Origin of the sequence: Brevibacterium oceani (genome assembly GCF_017948325.1) — a bacterium.
Lineage (GTDB): Bacteria > Actinomycetota > Actinomycetes > Actinomycetales > Brevibacteriaceae > Brevibacterium > Brevibacterium oceani.
In genome coordinates this window covers 923,803-942,780 of the sequence record NZ_CP072846.1, presented here as the reverse complement: position 1 = coordinate 942,780, position 18,978 = coordinate 923,803, and the positions used below count along the sequence as shown (strand labels likewise).

The window sequence follows — 18,978 nt, the reverse complement described above, 5'->3', positions numbered from 1 at the left end:
CGAACAGCCCACGGAAAATCCTGGGCGGCCCAGCGTAGAGTGGGCCGCTTTGCTGTCGGAGCCGACCTCGGCCCGCAGCAAGCTCGCCCTCAAACCCGAGATTCAGCGCCTGCGAATATCGCAGTATGAGACACCGATTCAGCGTCACCAGCAACAGGCATTGCGCTTTTCAGTAAACGTAGTTGAACTTTGCGACGGAATCGGTGGAATCGCGTCACGACTTCCGTTAAGGTGGTATACCGGTGACGCAGGACACATTCAGCTCCTGGTCACCCGCAGCGACACGAACCGGTAACGGCTGAGGACGGGATCTTGCGGTCCCGACTCTCCGAGCCGACAATGACATCCTGCAGGGCGCGGACGCCGTGAGTCCGTCCTTGTCACGACAACGCAGTCGGGAGGCAGCAGTGGAGCCAGTGAACCTCGATATCCTCGGTGTCATCATCTTCGACGGGCACGCGATACTGCCGGAGAATCGTGTGAGCATTCGCAAGGGCCTCATCGCCGAGATCGGCACCGGACCCGCAGCCTCCCCGGCCGCCCGCACCATCACCGCCACCGGATGCCTGCTCACCCCCGGATTCGTCGACGCCCACGTGCACACGACCTTCGGCGGTCAGGAGTCCCTGGCCTGTGACATCAGTGGTGCCGACGGACTCGCCGAAGCTCTGGACATGATCCGCCGGTTCGCCGAAGACGCCCCAGACAGCGCTCCTAACACAGCCGACTCACCGGGTGGCACCTCGGACACCTCACCGGCCTGGATCACCGGCGGCGGGTGGTCGATGGCCGACTTCCCCGGCGGCAACCCGACTGCGCAGATCCTCGAAGCCGTCACACTCGGACACCCGACCATCCTGCTCAGCGCCGACCACCATTCGGCCTGGGTGAACACGGCCGCCCTGAAGATCGCCGGCATCGACTCCGGCACTCCGGACCCCGAAGGCGGAATCATCGTCCGGGACGACTCAGGCGCACCCACCGGATGCCTGCACGAAGCGGCCATCGATCTCATCTCCGCCCACATCCCACCCGCCGATGAGGAGGCTGTACGGGCCGGCCTGCTCGCCGGCCAGGGCTATCTCAGCGCCCTCGGCGTCACGGCCTGGATGGACGCCATCGTCGGCGACTACGGCGGCCACTGCGATCCCTTCGACACCTACGTCCGCGCGGACGAGGCCCACGACCTGCGTTCCGAAGTCGTCGGCAGCCTGTGGTGGCCGCGCGGGGTCGAGGACATCGACGCCGAGGTGGCTCGTCTGAGCGATCGATGCCGCACCGAGGGACGCTTCCGCACCACCTCGGTGAAGTTCATGCTCGATGGCATCGTCGAGTCACAGACGGCCGCGATGAGCGCCGAATACACGTGCACCTGCGGCGGATACGGCACGAACTACTTCACCCGTGACCACCTCGAGGCCTCCTTCGCCGCCCTCGATGCGGCCGGCTTCGACATCCACTGCCACGCGATCGGCGACGCCGCGGTGAAAGCCGCCCTCGACGCGTTCGAGGCGATCGGCGCGCACCCGGACGACGGGCGTCGCCATCACATCGCCCACGTCCAGGTCGTCGACCCCGCCGATGTTCCCCGTTTCGCCGAACTCGGGATCACCGCGAACCTGCAGGCGCTGTGGGCCTGCTTCGATCAGCAGATGATCGACCTCAACATCCCCGTCCTCGGGCCCGAGCGCTCCGGCTGGCTGTATCCCTTCGGCTCCTTCGCCCGCACCGGCGCACACCTGGCGATGGGGTCGGACTGGCCGGTGTCGACGGCGAACCCCTGGGAGGCCCTCCACGTCGCCGTCAACCGCTCACACCCGGCCGCCGCGGACACCGCACCGCTGCTGCCCGACGAAGCCCTCGAACTGACCACCGCGCTGCGCGCGTACACGGCGGGATCGGCGCACCTGCTGCGGTCTGGCGCGAACGGGCACATCCGCCTCGGCGAGCGGGCGAACCTCGCTTTGGCGAGCGCGAATCCCTTCGCCCTCGAGCCCGACCGGATCGCCGAGATCACGAACACGCTGACCATCGTCGACGGCCACATCGCCTTCGAGGCTGCGCCCCCACCCGACACCACCGCGCCACCGACACCGACACCGACACCGTCCCCGCCCGACGCCACGTCCCAGCCCGACACCGCCGCGCCACCGCCGAACACCCCGCCTGCTGCCCCGCACGTCGTACCGCCTGCCTCGACCGAAAGGCCATCATGACCACCACAGCCGCCACCGAGACGACACCGTCCACCGGCCTCGATCACCTCGAGATCCGAGGGGTGAAGAAGGTCTTCGGCGAGAACACCGCCATCGAACGCCTCGACCTCACCGTGCACAAGGGCGAGTTCCTCTCCCTGCTCGGCCCCTCCGGCTGCGGCAAGACCACCCTACTGCGGATGATCGCCGGCTTCGAGGCCCCCACCGACGGGGAGATTCTGCTCGCCGGCAAGGACATCGTCTCTCTCCCGCCGCACCGCAGACCGGTCAACACGGTCTTCCAGTCCTACCTCCTCTTCCCCCACATGAACATCGCCGACAACATCGCCTACGGGCTCAAGCAGGCGAAGGTGCCCAAACCCGAGATCGCCCAACGCGTCCGCGAGGTCCTCGCGCTCGTCCAGATGGAGGACTTCGCCGGCCGCAGACCCGAGCAGCTCTCCGGAGGTCAGCAGCAGCGCATCGCCCTCGCTCGCGCTCTGGTCAATCGCCCGCAGGTCCTGCTCCTCGACGAACCGATGTCAGCACTTGACCGGAAGCTGCGCGAGGAGATGCAGCTCGAACTCAAACGGCTGCACACGAAGCTCGATACGACCTTCGTCTTCGTCACCCATGATCAGGACGAGGCGCTGGCGATGAGCGACCGCATCGTCGTCATGTACGACGGCGTGATCCAGCAGATCGGCGGCGGCGAGGACATCTACGCGAATCCGCACAACGGGTTCGTCGCCGGCTTCATCGGCAAGCAGAACTTCATCACCGCCGAGGTGACCTCCACCGACTCCGGCATCGCGCGGATGCGCACCGCCAACAGCACCGTTCTCGAGGCCCCGAGCCTCGACCTCAGACCGGCGACCGCAGCCGGTCAGCCTCGGCAGCTTCAGGTCGGCGACCGAGTGCGCGCGGCCATCCGTCCCGAACGGATGCGGGTGGCCCGGGCCACCGCCGATACGACGGCAGCGAACTCCGCCCGGGGCACGGTGATGTCGTACTCGTTCCTCGGCGACGTCATCCAGTACATGATCGTCGTCGGCGACAACGATGAGATCCTCGCCCGCGTCCCCGCCGCCGGAACGCAGCCCCTCGCCGCCGGCACCGAGGTGGAGTTGAGTTGGGAGGCCGACGCCGTGGACGTCTTCGGATCCGAGACCGGTGACGTCGGGCCCCGCGAAGGCGGTGCCTGAGATGGCACCGACGAGACCCGATGTGACGTTTCTGGCGCCACGGGCCGCCTCGGCGAGGTTAAGCCGGCGAGCGCTCCTGGCCGGGTTCGGGGTTGTCGGGCTGGGCGCCCTGAGTGCGTGCGGGAAGACCACGAAGATGGCCGTCTCCCCACCGACGGACGGGGAGCTCGAGTCGAAGCTCAACCTCTATTCGTGGGGTGACTACGACGCGCCGGAGATCCTCGAGGCCTTCAAATCGAAGTACGACCTCCTCGTCCAGGTCGACTCGTACGGGTCGAACGAGGAACTCGTGGCGAAGCTCTCGACCTCTCGGGGAACGTCCGGCTATGACGTCGTCGTGCCCACGGGGTCGAACATCCCGCAGATGCTCAAGCACGACCTGCTGCAGGAACTCGACCTCGACCTCATCCCGAACTTCGCACACATGGATCCGAACTTCACGCACCAGTACTTCGACCCCGACAACACGTACTCGATCTGCAAGGCCTGGGGCACCACCGGATTCGTCTACAACACGAAGACGATCGATCGGGAACTGACCAGCTGGCAGGACTTCATCGACGCCGCGCAGAAGGAGGCCAAGGGCACGACCGCGCTGCTCGAGGACCCGTGGGAGGTCTCGGCGATCGCCTTGGGAGCTCTCGGCCACAGCCTCAACACCGAGGATGAGGGTGAGCTCGACAAGGCCCGCGACGTGATCGTCGACCAGTTGGCGCCGAACGTCAAGGCCTACGTCGGCAATGCCGCGACCAGCATGATCCAAGGCAGCTTCACCCTCCTGCACGCCTACAACGGCGATGCGCGGCAGGGGCTGACCGAGGTCAAGGATCCGGAGAACTGGAAGTTCGTGTTCCCGACGCCCTCGGCGAACCTGTGGATGGACTGCTGGGCGATCGCCACCGGCGCACCTCACCCGGATTCGGCCCATGCCTTCATCAATCACATGATCTCCCCGGACACTGCGGTCGAGCAGCTCGACTACATCGGCTACCCCATCGGCACGAAGGGACTGGCCGAGCAGGCGAAGAAGGCCGACCTCGACCAGCAGGACCTCATCTTCCCCGCCCAGACGGTCCTCGACCGACTCGAACCGAGCAAACAGACACCGGCCGACCAGATCCGCACGAAGATCCTCACCGATGCGCAGGCAAGGAGTGGAGCATGAGCACCCGAACACCGACCTCGACAGCGTCGGCGAAGAAGAAGCCTGCCAAACCCGGCGGAATGTCCACGAAGCTCTTCGGAGCCGCCGCCATGTCGTTTCCGACCTGGGCTTATGCGGTGTTCTTCTTCATCATCCCGGTGGCCCTGGTCATCTTCTACAGCTTCGGCTACAAACCGGACGAATTCACCGCCATCGCCACCGACCAGCTGTCGCTCGAACGGTACCCGGAGGCGATGAGCGCAAGCTTCGTGTCGACGTTCTTCGCGACCCTGCGGATCTCGATCCTCGGCACCATCCTGTGCCTGGTCATCGCCCTGCCGTTCGCCTACTGGCTGGCGATCAAGGTCTCGCCCGCCAGACGGTCCTTGGCGCTGGCGCTGGTGATGGTGCCGTTCTGGACGAACTTCCTCGTCCGCACCCTCGGCTGGCAGATCATGCTCTCCCCCGACGGGTTCCTCTCGAACTGGATGCAGAGCCTCGGGCTGCTCGACGGCCCCCTCGACATCCTCTACACCCGAACGGCCGTGCAGATCGGGGTCGTCTACAACTATCTGCCGCTGATGATCCTGCCGCTGTTCGTCGCCATCGATGCTTCGGGCAAGAAGCTGCGGGAAGCCAGCTACGACCTCGGCGCCGGGAAGGTGAAGACGTTCCTGCGGGTGACGCTGCCGATGGCGATGCCCGGGGTCGTCTCCGGATGTCTGCTCGTGTTCATCCCGCTCAACGGCGACTACGTCACGGCCACCGTCCTCGGCGGGGCGAGCGGCTCGATGGTCGGCCAGCTCATCGCCAACCAATTCAACACCGCTCAGAACTGGGCGGTCGGGGCGGCGATGGCGATGATCCTCATCATCTCCACCCTGGTCGTCGTCGGGATCGGCTTCGCGTTGCTCAAGCTCGGGCAGACGATCACGGCCAGACTCAACAGTGTTCCGCTGCATGACGGGAGGGCCTGAGATGCCGAAGAAGAACACGTTCGCACGTCGGACACCGACCGATATCGCCCTGCATGTCTGGGGCATCCTCGTCTTCGTCTACCTGTTCGTGCCGATCGCGGTGATCATCGCCTACTCGTTCAACAACGGCAAGGTGCTCGCGAACTTCCGCGGCTTCGGGCTGCACGCCTATGTCAGCGGAATCAACAACGACATCATCATCTCCTCGATCGTCACGAGCCTCCAGGCCGCGGTCGGCGCGGCGATTGTGTCGACGATCTTCGGCACCCTCGGCGGTGTCGCCCTGGCCCGGGCGCCTCGGGGAGCATGGTGGGCCCTCGGACTCACGGGGATCCTCGGACTGACCCTGGTCACCCCCGAGATCGTCGACGGCATCTCGTTCCTGCCGTGGTTCGTCACGGTCGGCGTCGACTGGGGCCTCACCCCACTCAACAACGGCCTGGTCAGGCTGATCATCTCGCATGCCATGTTCTCCATGGCGATCGTGACGTTCATCGTCCGCGCCCGGCTGGCCGGGATGGACACCCAGCTCGAGGATGCCGCGGCCGACCTCGGGGCCACCCCGTGGAACCGGTTCAAGGACATCACCCTGCCGATCGCGGCACCGGGAATCCTCGCCGGGGCGCTGATGTCGTTCACCGTCAGCCTCGACAACACGATCCTCTCGAGCTTCGTCCAGCAGCCCGGCTACACCCCCTGGCCGGTCTACATCTTCTCCGCCGTGCGCGTGGCCCTGCGCCCCGAAGTCGCGGCGATGTCGACGGTGATGTTCGTCCTCACCCTGGCCGCACTCGGCTTCGTCGGGTTCGTCCTGCGCAAGGCCGGCGGCAACGCCACCGAGATCATCAAGACCATGGCCGGATGATGGACTGCCATCCCCCGCCGAGGCGGGGTTTGAGTTCCGTACCCATCCCCTCGCCGAGGCGGGACTCGAATTCCGCTCCACCCCGGACCTGCCGACCGGCAGGGTCCACACCGACCACATCCACACGAAAGTGAAGTGACATGGACGCGCACGCCGCTTTGGCCGACGCTTCGACCGTTCCGTTCTGGCTCGACTCCCCCGACCGCCCCGAACCGCTGCCTCCGCTGACTCGGGACAGCAGGGCCGAACTCCTCGTCGTCGGCGGCGGGTTCACCGGGCTGTGGACCGCGCTCCAGGCGAAGGAGCGCGACCCTGACCGGCACGTCGTCCTCGTCGAGGCGAACTCGATCGGGTGGGCCGCTTCGGGGCGCAACGGCGGCTTCTGCGCGGCCAGCCTCACGCACGGCTTTGACAACGGGGAAGCCCACCTGCCCGAGGAGAACGACCGTCTCGCGCAGCTGGGGCGGGAGAACCTCGACGCGATCGAGGCCGCCGTGGACCGGTATGGGATGGACTGCGAGTTCGAACGCACCGGCGAGCTCGACGTCGCGACCGAGGACTACCAGGTCGCCGACCTGCGGGAGGCCCACGACCCGGACGCCGGGTTCATCTTCTACGACCAGCGGGAGCTGGCCGAGCTGGTGAAGTCCCCGACGTACAAGGCCGCTCTGTGGGATTCCCGGGAGGTCGCCCTGGTCAACCCGGCGAAGTTGTGCTGGGAGCTGCTGCGCGTCGTCCGCGAACTCGGCGTCGAGGTGTTCGAGGGCACCAAGGTCACCGACATCAGCGATCAGAAGTCACATGTGCAGGTGCGCATCCAAACCACCGGCGGCGCCGCCTCGGCGACGATCACGGCCGAGAGCGTCGCACTGGCGACGAACGTCTTCCCCTCCCTGCTCAAACGCGTCAGCCTCCACACGGTCCCGGTCTACGACTATGCGCTGATGACCGAACCGCTGACCGACGAACAGCTCACCGCGATCGGGTGGGAGGGTCGGCAGGGCATCGGCGACTGCGCGAACCGGTTCCACTACTACCGGCTGAGCGCGGACAACCGGATCCTCTTCGGCGGCTGGGACGCCGTCTATCATTTCGGGCGGCAGATCTCGTGGAAGTACGACCAGCGACCCGAGACCTTCGAGACCCTGGCCGAGCACTTCTTCGCCACCTTCCCGCAGCTCGAGGGGCTGCGGTTCACGCACAAGTGGGGTGGGCCGATCGACACCTGCTCGCGGTTCTTCTCGTTCTTCACCAGCGCGTATGGGAAGAAGGTGGCGATGGCGGCGGGCTTCACCGGACTCGGCGTCGGCGCCTCCCGCTTCGCCGGCACCGTCATGCTCGATCTGCTCTCCGGGGAGTCGACGGAGCTCACCGAGCTCGAGATGGTGCGCCGACTGCCCCTGCCGTTCCCACCCGAACCCGCCGCGTGGTTGGGGATCAGGATGACGACGCAGGCGCTGATCAAGGCCGATGAGAACGAGGGCAGGCGCGGCCCGCTGCTCAAGGTCCTCGACGCCGTGGGCATGGGCTTCGACTCCTGACCGGTGCCGCGTTCCTGTGCCGCATCCCTGCCCGTCCGCGCCGCTCACCATCGTGCGCCCGCCACCGCCGGTCCCGGCGAGCGGACGGCGGGCCTGGACGCCGCCGCCCGCTTGGTAGACTGTGGGCGAGCGCGGGAGGAATTCCCGAACACTTTCACAAAGGAGCAGTACACGCATGGCACGTGTCGTCGTTGAGGTGATGCCCAAACCCGAGATCCTTGACCCACAGGGCAAGGCGATCTCCGGCGGACTGACTCGCCTCGGCTTCACCGGGTTCGGTGAGGTCCGTCAGGGCAAGCGGTTCGAACTCGAAGTGGAAGGCGACGCCACCGAGGAAGTCCTCGCCCAGGCGCGCGAAGCCGCCGAGAAGCTCCTGTCCAACCCGGTCATCGAGAACGTCGTCGCCGTGCGTGTGGCCGAGGACGCATCGTGACCGCTGTGGCCACCGATCCCACCATCGCCGAGGCGGGGGCTGAGACCGGAGTCTCGATCGGTGTCGTCACCTTCCCGGGAACGCTTGATGACCGTGACGCCGCCCGCGCGGTGCGCCTGGCAGGAGCGAAACCGGTCAACCTGTGGCATGCGGATTCGACACTGAGCGGTGTCGACGCGGTCATTCTGCCCGGTGGGTTCTCCTACGGTGACTATCTGCGGTGCGGAGCGATCGCCGGCTTCGCCCCGATCATGGAGTCCGTCGTGGCTGCGGCGAACGTCGGACTGCCGGTGCTCGGCATCTGCAACGGCTTCCAGATCCTCTGCGAGTCCCATCTGCTGCCCGGTGCGCTCATCCGCAACGACCACCAGCACTTCATCTGCCGCGACCAGGATCTCCTCGTCGAGAACGCGGACACCGCCTGGACCGGCGACTATGAGCAGGGCCAGACGATCCGAATTCCGCTGAAGAACGGTGAGGGCGGTTACGTCGCCACCGACGAGGTGCTCGACGAGCTCGACTCCACCGGTCGAGTGGTCTTCCGCTATCAGGGCGGCAATCCCAACGGCTCGCTGCGCGACATCGCCGGAATCACGAACGAAGCCGGCAATGTCGTCGGGCTGATGCCGCACCCGGAACACGCTGTCGAGGCTGGATTCGGCCCCGAGGACGGCGGCGGCATCGACGGCCAGGGGTTCTTCTCCTCTGCCGTGCGCACACTCGTCGCCAAGGGCTGAACTCAGCCGCTGACTTCAGTGAGGGTCCCGAGCCTCGACACCATGTCGAGCCTCGGGACCCTCACTCATTGCGGCACCCCTGTCCAGAGGAGCGCGCTCATTCCTCGGGAGGTTCGGTCGGGTCGACCGTCACTTTCGCACTGTCGGAGAGATCTCCGCACTTCGCGACGGCCTCATATTCACCTGTCTTCGGCATGCTCTCCCTGGGCATATACCTCACCGATGCAGACTCGTCCTCACCGGCGAGTTGGCTCTTCTCCCAGACCTTCTCCTTGCCGTCTGCGTCCTTCCTGGACACGGTGAAGTGAACCTGGTCGTCGGCCGAGCAATTGACCATTGTCAGGTTGAGCCCCTCCTGGTAGAGCCCCTCGTCGAGCATCGTCGAATCCGGATCCATCACGAGGGTGCCGTCATCGTAGTCGCCCCGATCGCCTTCGATGATGTGAACTCGCGCGGGGAAGACTCGGTCGGGCTCATCACCGCGTTTGAGCGTGACCGTGAACTCGACATTCGAATCGGTCTTCGGCTTCTCATCCATGGCGGCTGCTCCGTCGAACGGACCGTCCTCTTCGACTGTCGTCAGCTCATTGTCCAGGCTCGTCAACACGACGTCGCCCTTCTTGAGCCCGTCGATGGTGTATTCGATGCCCTTGCCCTGAGTGACCTCGAGAGGGGTCATCGTCCGAAATTTCAACGCCAGATCCGCTTCTCTGATCGTCGAGTCTTCCTCCGAGGCGGCCCCTGCGGCGGATGCTGGTCCTGCGGCGAGAGCTGTGAGGCTGAGGCCGATTGTGGCTGCGAGTGCGATCTTCTTCATTGTGATCATCCTTCTTTCGTCCTTGGTCAGAACGGGTTCTGAGGGCGTTGTCGGGTCGATCTGCCGTATTCGGTTGTCGTGTTCGGGGCCGGTCCGTGCGGATGGACCGGCACTGCCGGTGGGTACACCGTCGGGCCGGGAGGCTTCACCGCCCCGACGGGTCACCGGTTTCGCTCAGCTCCTGTTCTTCCGACGTGCCACGGCGATTGCTGCGGCACCGCCGAGGATGAGCAGGGCTCCCGCGGTCAGTCCGGTGAGTTCGGCACCGGTGCGCGGCATCGACCCGGCATCGCCGGCTTTGCCGGATTCGTCCGAGCCGCCGCCCGAGCCTCCGGATCCGTCGCCGGTGACGACGAACTTCCCGTTCATGGCCTGCTCCATGCACATCGCGGTCACCTGATAAGTGCCGACGTAAGCGCCTGGGTCACTGTCGAGTCCGTAGACCTGAACAGCGGCGGCACCGTTGTCGTCGGCTTCGGCCGTCTGATCGTAGAGCTTCTCGCTGGAGTCATGGCCCCAGACCTGGAAGTTCACATCAGCGCCCGGTTCGCACTCGGTCACGGTGAGGTTGACGCCCTTGTCTCGGTCGATGAAGTCCTCACCGGGCAGCTTCTCCGGATCAACCGAGAGCTTCGGGTCGACGACGCTGCCGTCATCGGTCACGGTGAAGGTCGTCTCTGCGCTCTTGTCACCGCAGGAGGCCATGACGAGGAATTCGTCGGCCCAGCCGACTCCGCCTTCTTCCGGGGTGAACCGGACGGATCCGGCCGCATCCTCGCCGGCCTTCTGGGTCTCTTTCCAGACCTCGGTGTCGGGATCGCGTTTGGTGCTCACCCGGAACGTCACCTCGGAATCGACGTGGCAGTTGACCAGAGTGATGTTGACACCGTTCTTGAGGAAGTCACTGAGGGCCTGACTCTTCGGGGTGACGCTGAGATCGGCGTCAGCCCCTTCGCCGTCCTCGGTCACTGAGAAGGGTGCGTCGGCACTCTGGTCACCACAGGTGGCGGTGGCGACGAAGTCACCGATCCAAGCATCGCCCCCGGTCCCCGGGAGGAAGGTCATGAAGGACGTGCCCTCCTCATCGGCCTTCTGTGTGTCCTCCCAGTAGAACTGGTCCGGGTCGTCGGTGCTGTGGATCTCGAACTTCACATCCTGTCCGGGTTCGCAGTTCGACATGGTCATGCCGACACCGTTATAGAGGAAATCGTCGATGCCGGACGACTTCGGTGAAACGCTCAGCGCTGCGGCCTCGTCATCATTCGCGGTGATCTTCACACTGCCGGTGAAGGTCTTCGACTCCTGTCCCTCGCGGGCGACGGTCACAGTGACGTCGAGTGTGCCGCCTTCCTTCAGTTCGGTGTTGCCGCGCAGCTCTCCCTTGAACGTTCCGTCGCTGTCGACGGTGTGCGCACCGCCCTCGCCGGGCGAGGCGGTCACGGTGTCCCCGGCCTTGAGACCTGTGACGGTGTACGGAATTGCCTTGGCCGCCTCGTCGACGGTCATCTCCGTCTTGTCGAGGGAGAACGAGGCATCGATCGGCGTCGAGTCGTCCGTCGGCTCGTCGGTGTTCTCGTCCGGATCGGTCGACTCTTCGCCGTCACCGGGGTCCGAAGCGTTCTCGTCCCCGCCCGGGTCGGTGCTGTCTTCGCCTTGTCCTGGATCCGAGGCATCTTCATCGTCAGCGGGGTCTGAAGGTGACGGAGATTCGCTGTCCGAAGAGTCCGTTTCGTCGTTCCCTGCTTCGCCTGCGGCTTGGACGTCTCCCGCTTGCGGGGCCGTGCTGTCATCTGCCTGGGCGGCCGCTTGGCCCCACCCTCCGATGGAGAGTGCGAGAGCGAACGTTGCCGCCATTGCCAACCGTTTCATGATGCTCCTTCCAGAGTACTGGCCGGTGTCCGTTTTCAGTTGTGGCAAGGACCCTACGCAGATGATCGGGGCGGGACGACTTCTGGTCGTTTAGGTCATGACAGAAGTGATAACCGCGTATTGTCGAATGTTTATCGCATCGCAACATTCGATTCCGGACAGTCACCGCGGCGCCTTTCAGCTGATTCGGATGAACGGTCTCTGACCAGCGCAGCTGCCCGCCCGTGCCGCGTCGCCGCACAATCCGACACGTGTGACAGAAACATCGATTTCGGCATCCTCGGCTGAAAAAGTGTTATCCGCAATTTCTGCCTGAGGCGCGATTTTCGGGGGTGAATACACCGCGGGCCCCCGTGCCTGAGCTCGGGGACCCGCGGTCGAAGCGTCGGCCTGCGCTGACTATGCCGGTCGCGTCGGGTCGTCTTCCGACGATTCTGCAGATGCTGTGTCGGCTGAGTCCGCTTCGTCGACGCCTGCCTCGGTCTCTGCGAGCACCTCGGCGGTGAACTGCTCCTCGGCGTCCTCTCCGCGGAACTGCGACATGTACAGCCGGTGGTAGGCACCCTCGGCGGCGAGCAGATCCTCATGGCTGCCGTGTTCGACGATGGCGCCGTCCTCCATCACAAGGATGGTGTCGGCGTCGCGGATCGTCGACAGCCGGTGGGCGATGACGAACGACGTCCGATCCGTCCGCAGCGCCGCCATCGCCTGCTGCACGAGCACCTCGGTGCGGGTGTCGACCGAGGATGTCGCCTCGTCGAGGATGAGCAGGGAGGGATCCGCGAGGAATGCCCTCGCAATGGTGATCAGCTGACGTTCGCCTGCCGAGACGCTGCCTCCATCGGAGTCGATGACGGTGTCGTAGCCGTCGGGCAGCTGCCTGACGAATCGGTCGACCATCGTCGCCTTGGCCGCGGCGACGACCTCCTCATCGGTGGCGCTCAGTCGGCCGTAGCGGATGTTGTCGGCGATCGAGCCTTCGAACAGCCACGCATCCTGGAGCACCATGCCCACGTGAGAGCGCAGGTCGGCGCGGCTGAGGTCACGGGTGTCGATGCCGTCGAGGAAGATCGCACCGCCGGTGATCTCGTAGAAGCGCATGACGAGGTTGACCAGGGTGGTCTTGCCGGCCCCGGTCGGTCCGACGATCGCCACGGTGTGGCCGGGTTCGGCGGTGAAGGACACCTTCTCGATGAGCGGCGTCTCCGGGGTGTAGCGGAAGCTGACCTCGGAGAATTCGACCTTGCCCGGGGTCCGCGGAGGAAGCGTCTGGCTCACCTCGTCGGGATCCTCCTCTTCGGCGTCGAGGAGTTCGAACGTCCGCTCGGCCGAGGCGACGCCGGACTGGAGCATGTTGGCGACTCCCGCCATCTCGGAGATCGGCTGGGAGAACTCACGCGAGTACTGGATGAACGCGGTCGCATCGCCGAGTGTCATCTGCCCCGTGGCGACCTTGAGCCCGCCGGCGACAGCGATGAGGACGTAGCTCAAGTACGACACGAACTGCATCGAGGGCATGATCATGCCGGAGACGAACTGCGCCCCGGCCGAGGCCTTGTACAGCGATTCGTTGCGGCGGTCGAACTCCTCGAGCATCACTTCGCCGCGACCGAAGGCGCGGACGATGTCGAGACCGGAGAACGACTCCTCGACGTGGCCGTTGACCTCTCCGGTGTGCTTCCACTGTGCCTTGAACAGCTTCTGCGACCGGGTGCCGATGACTCCGGCGATGATCGCCGACAGCGGCAGGGCGATGAGCGCGAGCAGCGCGAGCTGCCACGACACGACGAACATCATCACGCCGATGCCGATGATCGTCAGCGCCGACTGCACGAGCTGCGAGAACGCCTGCTGCAGGGCCTGCTGGATGTTGTCGACGTCGTTGGTCACCCGCGACATCACGTCGCCGCGCTGCCGGGTGTCGAAATACCGCAGCGGCAGGCGGTTGATCTTGCGTTCGATGTCCTCACGCAGTCGGTAGACCACGCGCATGACCAGTGCGTTGAGGATGTAGCCCTGCGCCCACATGAGCATCGAGGCCACGAGGTACATGAGGAGGACGATGATGATGATCTGCCCGAGCGCAGTGAAGTCGATGCCCTGTCCGGGCACCACGTCGGCGGTGGCGAGCATATCGGCGAAGTCGTCACGCCCCTGCGCACGAGCACCGGCGATGATGTCGTCGATGTTCGCACCCGCTGGAAGCTGGGCGCCGATGACTCCGGAGTAGACGACGTCCATGGCCTTGCCGAGGACCTTCGGAGCGATGACGGTGAGGACCACGGAGCCGACGACGAGTGCGACGACGTTGAACAGTCCCAGCTTCTCGCGGGACATGAGCCCGAACAGCCGTTTCACCGACGGCCAGAAGTGCTTGGCCTTGCGCGGCGGCGTGCCGCCTGCGGCTTCGAGATCGTCTCCGGTGGGGATGTATTCGTCGTCGGCAGTCACGACGGCTTCGGTCGAGGTGTCGTTCGCCATGTCAGTTCACCTCTTCCGTCGTCAGCTGGGATTCGACGATCTCCCGATACGTCGGGTTGGTCTCGGCGAGTTCCTCATGGGTGCCGCGCCCGACAATCTTTCCGGCTTCGAGGACGATGATCTGGTCAGCGCTGCGGATCGTCGAGACGCGCTGGGCGACGACGATGACGGTGGCATCGCCGGTGGATTCGTCGAGCGCTGCGCGCAGCCGTGAGTCCGTGGCGACGTCGAGGGCGGAGAACGAGTCGTCGAAGACGTAGATCTGCGGTCTCACGGTCAGTGCCCGGGCGATGCACAGTCGCTGCCGCTGTCCGCCCGAATAGTTCGTGCCGCCCTGGGCGACCCGCTCGTCGAGCCGGTGTTCCTTCTCGGCGACGAAGTCATCGGCCTGGGCGATGCGCAGCGCCTCCCACAGCTCCGCCTCGGTGGCATCCTCATTGCCGAAGCGCAGGTTGGACGCGATCGTGCCGGAGAACAGGTAGGGCTTCTGCGGGACCAGCCCGATCAGCTGCGAGAGCTGCCGACGGTTGAACTCGCTGACGGGGATGCCGTCGATGAGCACCTGACCGTCCTGCGGGTCGATGAGTCGGGGGATGAGGTTGACGATCGTCGACTTGCCGGCGCCGGTGGAACCGATGATCGCGGTCGTCGTGCCCGGACGGGCGGTGAAGTCCAGTCCCTCGAGGACGGGCACCTCGGCGCCCGGATAGCCGAAGGTGACATTGCGGAACTCGAGCTCGCCTCGGCGCGGGATCTCGTCGACCCCGGCGGGAATGGTCATGGTCGAACGGGCGTCGAGGATCTCCGCGATGCGCTCGGCGCACACGACGGCACGCGGAATCATCATCATCATGAACACGCCCATCATCACGGCCACGAGGATCTGCAGAAGGTACTGCAGGAACGCCGTCAGGGAGCCGACCTCCATCTGTCCGGCATCCACGCGGTGACCGCCGAACCACAGCACGGCCGCGGTCGCGAGGTGGAGGATCATCATGATCGCGGGGAACATGAGGACGAAGAGGTTGCCGACCTTGACCGAGGTCTCGGTCAGGGCACGGTTGGCGTCGGCGTAGCGGTCGGTTTCGAAGGGTTCCCGGACGAAGGCGCGGATGACGCGGATGCCGGTGATCTGCTCGCGGAGGACTCCGTTGATGTCGTCGACCTGGCCCTGCATGCGCCGGAACAGCGGCATGAGGAGGTAGACGAGGATGGCGACGACGACGAAGAGGACAGGCACGGAGACCCATACGAGCCACGACAGGCCGACGTCTTCGCGCAGGGCCATGATGATGCCGCCGATGCACATGATCGGGGTCGAGACCATGAAGTTCAGGGTCATGAGCACGAGCATCTGCACCTGCTGCACGTCGTTGGTGTTGCGGGTGATGAGGGTGGCGGAGCCGAACTTTCCGACCTCGAGCATCGACAGATCGTCGACCTGACGATAGATGGCCCTGCGGAGGTCGCGCCCGACTCCCATGCCGGTCTTGGCGCCGAAGTAGATCGCGGTGATGGCGGTGATGACCTGGACGAAGCAGACGAGCAGCATCCGCATTCCCGTCGACCAGATGAAGTCGGTGTCGCCCTCGGCGACGCCTTCGTCGATGATTCGGGCGTTGAGGCTCGGCAGGTAGAGCGCCGCGATCGTCGAGGCCAGCTGCAGAATGACGACGAGGACGATGAACGGCCAGTAGGCTTTGGCGTATTTCAGGGACAGGCGGAGTAGGGCCACGATGTGAGTCCTGTGTGATGAGTGACTGATGATGGAGCCGTGAGAGGCGCAAAGCGCAACAGACTACTCTACATGCGTGCTCCCTTCTTTGAAAGACGTCCGATGTCTCCACTCCACCACGCGGCACTGACACAGCCCTGCGTCCCTGATTCTCCGCACCGCCAACGTGCCCCGTCAGAACGCCGACGTACGCGTCCCACCGCGTGCCTCCTCGATTCTCGCCCGCGCCCGCCTAGGCTTGAGACCATGAGCACAACTCTGCAGGACCTGGTCAACCGCGCCGTCTTCTACTCCACGGAGGTGCAGACGCACTTCGGTGGGCTCATCGCCGACGCCGAATGGGAAGTCGACTTCACCGCGGACCCGCACCTGACGTTCACCGCGGACGGAGACGTCGTCCTGCGCGGGCGCCCGCACCTGCTCGGGTCCGAGTCGAGCCGGGACACGACCTGGCTGTGGGGTTGGGAGAATGTCAACGACTTCCCCGATTCCGTGGTCGGCCTCTCCCACGACGTCCGCAAGTTCGGCGCCGCCGAGGAGGTCCCGGAGCTCACGACCGCCGAGCTCGACCTCGACGAGGAGTTGGCGCTGCGCCTGACCCTGGCGGCGAAGGAGGCCACCGGCAAGTGGGCCCACTATCCGGCCGAGGCGGGTGCCGGCACGACGGTGTGGCTCCTCGTCGATGCCCCCGAGATCGCCCTGCCCGAACCTCAGGTCAAGGTCTCGGTGCGCGCGCTCATGCAGGGCCTGACGCAGACGACGGTGAGCGACCACCGTGCGGCCATCGAATCCTATGTGGGCAAGCGCGGAATCCCCGTGCATCAGCTGTCCGACGGTGGGCTGCGGATGCTCTTCGCCGACGGGTCCGCGGACCTGTCCTTCGACGATGAGCGTCGCATCTCCAATTGCGATATGAACACGCCCCTCGAGGGCGAGGCCGCTGAACAGTTCGCCGCCGCATCGTCTGGCACCCCCGCCGAGGCTGCTTCCGCTCCCGGCGCAACGACCGCAGGTGCGCCGATCCCCCGGACGGCAGCCGCCGCGACTTCGGAGCCGTCCGCAACCGAGACACCGACCACCCCCGCCGAGGCGACCTCCCCGACCCGAGCGGGCGCACCGACTGGGGACAGTGCTCAGACCGGTGCGGGCGCTGCCTCCGGAACCGATACGACGAGAACCGATGCCGCGGCCGCCGGCACACCTGCAGACGAAGCTGCCGACGAGGAGACAGCGGCCGCCTCGGCGCAGGCGACACCCACAGGGAAGGCGTCTGCGGACGTCGATGTCCCGGGTGCAGATGAACCCGAGCCGGCTGCCGACAACGAAGCACCGGTTGCGTCCCGGTCCGAATCCGGTACCGCAGATCAGCAGGAGCCGACGGATGATTCGGCCAAGGAGGACAAGCCGAAGAAGAAGGGACTGTTCTCCAAGCTCTTCGGACGCTGAGTCCGTCTCACGTCGGTCAGCGGTTGATCGGCGTTTCCGGGCCCCAGCGGAATCCTCGGTCGAAGAGGAATCGGCGTTCGGCATCGCTGCTGAGGGTCAGTTCCGTGTCTCCGGTGCGCAGTGAGAATTGCCCTTCGCCGATCTTATCGGCGGTGAATTCGAGCGATCCGGAGTAGTCGCGCATCAGGCCCTGAGCTCCTTTCCGGATCGGGAAGAGCTTGACGGCGATCCTGTTTTTATCGACCGTGTAGGTACCGTCCTGGTAGTCGCCGTCGTCGTAGCGGATGCTCATGCGTTTCGTGTCTTCACCGATCTGCCCGAAGGCGATCTGGGTGATGTCGTCGGTCGTGTGGTCGGTGCCCTTGATCGCGCTTGCCTGGCCGGCCGTTTCGGCGGCATAGACCCCGGAGATCTCGGCGGGGTCTCCGGGGCGGCCCCAGTTGAGACCGATGCCGACAGCGCACCCGCTGCCGACGATGATGATGACGGCGAGGATCGGTGAGGCCCACCGGGTGATTCCAGCGAAGATGCGGTTGTGGGAGATGACCCCGCTGACGGCAGGACCCATCGCCCGCCCGAGGACGAACCGAACGACACGCGGAACATTGGGGATGAGCAGGACGAGGCCGGCCAGCGCCATCGCTCCCGAGAGCTGTTTGACGGGGACGTCGAAGGTGAGATTGAGGAGAAAGACGATGCTCATGTCCATGGCAGCGATGAGTGCGCCGAGCCAGGCTGTGCGGCGGAACAGCAGGAGGACCACCGCGATGAGCTCCGCTGCACCAGCCAGTGCCTGCACGGTCGGCGAGAAAGCCATGAACCGCCAGAGCAGTCCCATCGGACTCATCTCGCCGTATTGCACGAGGGCGTCGGCGTAGTCGGCGTATCCCATCTGGGTGTGGAAGACCTTCGTCCACGCATAGGGCAGGAGCGCGATGGCCAGGGCCAGGCGCAGAAGCCAGTGAAGAGCCCACACAGCACCAACCCAGCGGGGTCGCGCTGACGGTGCGCTCGAAGAGGATCTGGAGGCGGAGGCTGGCTGAGCGCCGGTAGAGTTCTGGCCGTCGGAACTGTTGTGGGCTCCGGAAGAATTCCGGGCGGCCTCCCCGGGCACTCCCGGAACGTTCTGCCGGCTGTCTTTGGTGTTTGTCGAATCTGATGAAGACATGGTTCATACGCTACCGACAAGATGCCCTGCCCGTAGTGTGGTTTTCCCGCCACTCGAGGTCGAGAAGCCCTGTCGTTCAGACTGCATTCTCGTCGTTCAAGGCGCACCGCTTCTATCGACCCACAACCCGCCCAGCAGACCGCCACTCAAGCCGTCACCCAACTGCAGACCCGTCCACCACTCGACAAACGCGCCCCGCCTTCAACGACGACCACCAGCCAGCCACACACCACACCACCCACCGGCAGCAGCAGCACCCACACCCGCACCAGCAGCACCCACACATGGTCGACGAACCCGGTGAATACAGGAAAGGCCCCGCCCAACACCACAGTCAGACAGGACCACACAAAGAAGAAGAGGGA

Annotated in this window: 14 protein-coding genes; 9 read left to right on the top strand and 5 right to left on the bottom strand. The window is 65.4% G+C overall.

Going from position 1 to position 18,978, the window contains the following annotated elements; genetic code table 11:
- Positions 1–416 precede the first annotated feature (416 nt).
- The 8 genes from J9314_RS03985 to purQ all read left to right on the top strand — a co-directional run bounded on the left by J9314_RS03985 (position 417) and on the right by purQ (position 9,097).
- Positions 417–2,216, top strand: a complete 1,800-nt coding sequence (locus J9314_RS03985) for an amidohydrolase (RefSeq protein ID WP_210604652.1) — start codon at positions 417–419, stop codon at positions 2,214–2,216.
- Positions 2,213–3,400 (top strand): ABC transporter ATP-binding protein, encoded by a 1,188-nt coding sequence (locus J9314_RS03980; RefSeq protein WP_210604651.1) that lies wholly within the window; start codon positions 2,213–2,215, stop codon positions 3,398–3,400. The genes J9314_RS03985 and J9314_RS03980 overlap by 4 nt, the downstream gene beginning before the upstream one ends.
- A 1-nt stretch (position 3,401) precedes the next feature.
- Complete coding sequence (locus J9314_RS03975) at positions 3,402–4,565, top strand: polyamine ABC transporter substrate-binding protein (protein WP_210604650.1); 1,164 nt, start codon at positions 3,402–3,404, stop codon at positions 4,563–4,565.
- Positions 4,562–5,521: an ABC transporter permease gene (locus tag J9314_RS03970; RefSeq protein ID WP_246490602.1), complete on the top strand. Its 960-nt coding sequence runs from the start codon at positions 4,562–4,564 to the stop codon at positions 5,519–5,521. The genes J9314_RS03975 and J9314_RS03970 overlap by 4 nt, the downstream gene beginning before the upstream one ends.
- 1 nt (position 5,522) lies before the next feature.
- Positions 5,523–6,386 carry an ABC transporter permease gene (locus tag J9314_RS03965; RefSeq protein ID WP_210604649.1) on the top strand — a complete coding sequence of 288 codons (864 nt, stop codon included), beginning with the start codon at positions 5,523–5,525 and terminating at the stop codon, positions 6,384–6,386.
- A gap of 140 nt (positions 6,387–6,526) precedes the next feature.
- Positions 6,527–7,927, top strand: coding sequence for an NAD(P)/FAD-dependent oxidoreductase (locus J9314_RS03960; protein ID WP_210604648.1), 1,401 nt, complete (start codon positions 6,527–6,529; stop codon positions 7,925–7,927).
- Positions 7,928–8,102: 175 nt separating this feature from the next.
- Entirely contained in the window at positions 8,103–8,360 is a 258-nt protein-coding gene (gene purS, locus J9314_RS03955; RefSeq protein WP_181274437.1) for a phosphoribosylformylglycinamidine synthase subunit PurS, read from the top strand.
- The gene (gene purQ / locus J9314_RS03950) at positions 8,357–9,097 is read left to right on the top strand and encodes a phosphoribosylformylglycinamidine synthase subunit PurQ (RefSeq protein WP_210604647.1); all 741 of its coding nucleotides are present in this window, start codon (positions 8,357–8,359) and stop codon (positions 9,095–9,097) included. Before purS ends, purQ begins: the two co-directional genes overlap by 4 nt.
- A 97-nt stretch (positions 9,098–9,194) precedes the next feature.
- On the opposite strand, the gene J9314_RS03945 is transcribed toward purQ, so the two are convergent.
- The 4 genes from J9314_RS03945 to J9314_RS03930 form a co-directional block, all read right to left on the bottom strand.
- A complete protein-coding gene (locus J9314_RS03945) occupies positions 9,195–9,914 on the bottom strand; it encodes a hypothetical protein (RefSeq protein ID WP_210604646.1) in 720 nt (239 codons plus the stop codon).
- 174 nt (positions 9,915–10,088) lie between these two features.
- On the bottom strand, positions 10,089–11,783 hold the full coding sequence (locus tag J9314_RS03940) for an LPXTG cell wall anchor domain-containing protein (protein WP_210604645.1): 1,695 nt from the start codon (positions 11,781–11,783) through the stop codon (positions 10,089–10,091).
- 399 nt (positions 11,784–12,182) lie between these two features.
- A complete protein-coding gene (locus tag J9314_RS03935) occupies positions 12,183–14,264 on the bottom strand; it encodes an ABC transporter ATP-binding protein (RefSeq protein ID WP_210604644.1) in 2,082 nt (693 codons plus the stop codon).
- Between the two features lies 1 nt (position 14,265).
- Positions 14,266–15,999 carry an ABC transporter ATP-binding protein gene (locus J9314_RS03930; RefSeq protein WP_210604643.1) on the bottom strand — a complete coding sequence of 578 codons (1,734 nt, stop codon included), beginning with the start codon at positions 15,997–15,999 and terminating at the stop codon, positions 14,266–14,268.
- Positions 16,000–16,245: 246 nt separating this feature from the next.
- Between J9314_RS03930 and J9314_RS03925 the strand changes: the two genes are divergently transcribed.
- Positions 16,246–17,445: a DUF6882 domain-containing protein gene (locus J9314_RS03925; RefSeq protein ID WP_210604642.1), complete on the top strand. Its 1,200-nt coding sequence runs from the start codon at positions 16,246–16,248 to the stop codon at positions 17,443–17,445.
- A gap of 16 nt (positions 17,446–17,461) precedes the next feature.
- Here the strand turns inward: J9314_RS03925 and J9314_RS03920 are convergent, their stop codons facing one another.
- Positions 17,462–18,421, bottom strand: coding sequence for a DoxX family protein (locus J9314_RS03920; protein ID WP_210604641.1), 960 nt, complete (start codon positions 18,419–18,421; stop codon positions 17,462–17,464).
- Between the last annotated feature and the right edge of the window lie 557 nt (positions 18,422–18,978).